Source organism: Shigella sp. FC1661, from assembly GCF_001712525.1.
GTDB lineage: Bacteria > Pseudomonadota > Gammaproteobacteria > Enterobacterales > Enterobacteriaceae > Escherichia > Escherichia coli.
Window position 1 is genome coordinate 1 of the sequence record NZ_MDGW01000356.1, and the last position, 1,167, is coordinate 1,167.

General features: G+C 55.4%; 2 protein-coding genes and 1 pseudogene. All 3 read right to left on the reverse strand.

What is annotated here, in order from left to right; genetic code table 11:
- Nucleotides 1-31: 31 nt before the first annotated feature.
- Complete coding sequence (locus BFF42_RS17915; RefSeq protein WP_252866575.1) at nucleotides 32-325, reverse strand: transposase; 294 nt, start codon at nucleotides 323-325, stop codon at nucleotides 32-34.
- Nucleotides 326-415: 90 nt separating this feature from the next.
- Nucleotides 416-862: pseudogene (locus BFF42_RS17920) on the reverse strand (transposase domain-containing protein); the annotation flags it as partial.
- A 48-nt stretch (nucleotides 863-910) separates the two neighbouring features.
- Nucleotides 911-1,167, reverse strand: a 257-nt coding sequence (gene tnpB / locus BFF42_RS17925) for an IS66 family insertion sequence element accessory protein TnpB (RefSeq protein ID WP_044861235.1), incomplete at its 5' end; no start/stop codon positions are given.

Sequence of the window (1,167 nt, forward strand, 5' to 3'; positions counted from 1 at the left end):
GAAGCGGAGCGTCCCGTGCCGGAACGTTACCTCACAGCTGATACTGAGGGTTTCCGGATCCTCTGCGAGCGATTCTGGCTGTTCGGCAGCTGCATCGAGGAGTCACAGGAAGTAGCTGGGGGCTCTCTGAAGAAGGTAATAGCAGCTTTCCCTCGCGCCATTGTTGTCGCCATTTGAACAACAGATTGGCGTTAATGCCATTTTCAAGAGCAAGTTTTGAGATGGATATCCCGGGTTCACAGGAGGCAGCAACGAGCTGCTGTTTAAATTCGGGAGGATAATTAGGGCAGCCTTTTCGCCTGCCGGGATTCACATTTTTCTGCATATCTGACACTTTGGTTCCCACTACTTATTTGGTGGACACCACTTTGTCTAATTCGTCAGATTCTGACCAGACGGTTCAGGCTGTACGCTTACGGATAACCCGGAAGACGCTGCGCATCAACTCCAGCTGTTCGGCGGCATCCTCACCCAGATAGCTCAGTGAGCCTCCACATTCCGGGCAGCATGACGCTGCCGGCAGCAGCCGTTTTTCATCGCGGGGGAGTGATTCGGGGAACGGTTTGCGGGTGCGGGTTTGACGCAGCGGGCGCTGCACGGCCGGGTCGTCAACCCGACCGGTAAGGGTATCACTTTCTTTCTGAAGTGCCTTCAGGTCAGCTTCCATCTGTGCGATACGACGGGAGACTTTTTCGGAGCGGCTGCCGAAGTTCATCCGGCGCAGCTTATCCAGCTGTGCCTGCAGATGGTCTATTTCGCGTTCACGCTCGTTCAGCTTTTCCAGCAGGGCACGGTTCAGCGCCTCCTGTTCGGCAAGGAGACGTTTCAGTGCATTGATATCGTCAGGAAGTGAGCTGCTCATACCGGGTATATTACCAGGCTCATTCAGCGTCGACCAGGATAAAGAGGCTTACAACATAGTCAGGGACGTAAGCAGTCTTTTAGGCTGCCGCCAGTCGATACCTTCAAGGAGCATCGCCAGCTGTGCCGGTGTGAGGAACACTTTGCCATCCCGGGCTGACGGCCAGGCGAAGCGGCCGCGCTCCAGCCGTTTGGTCAGCAGACACAGTCCATCGCCGGTAGACCAGAGGAGCTTTACCTGACTGCCATTACGCCCACGGAAGATAAAAACGTGACCTGACATCGGATCGTCTTTCAGCGTCGTCT

Bases quoted from the DNA above. Each gene is read 5' to 3' on its own strand.
- BFF42_RS17915 (WP_252866575.1), bottom strand. From the start codon at position 325: ATGCAGAAAAATGTGAATCCCGGCAGGCGAAAAGGCTGCCCTAATTAT.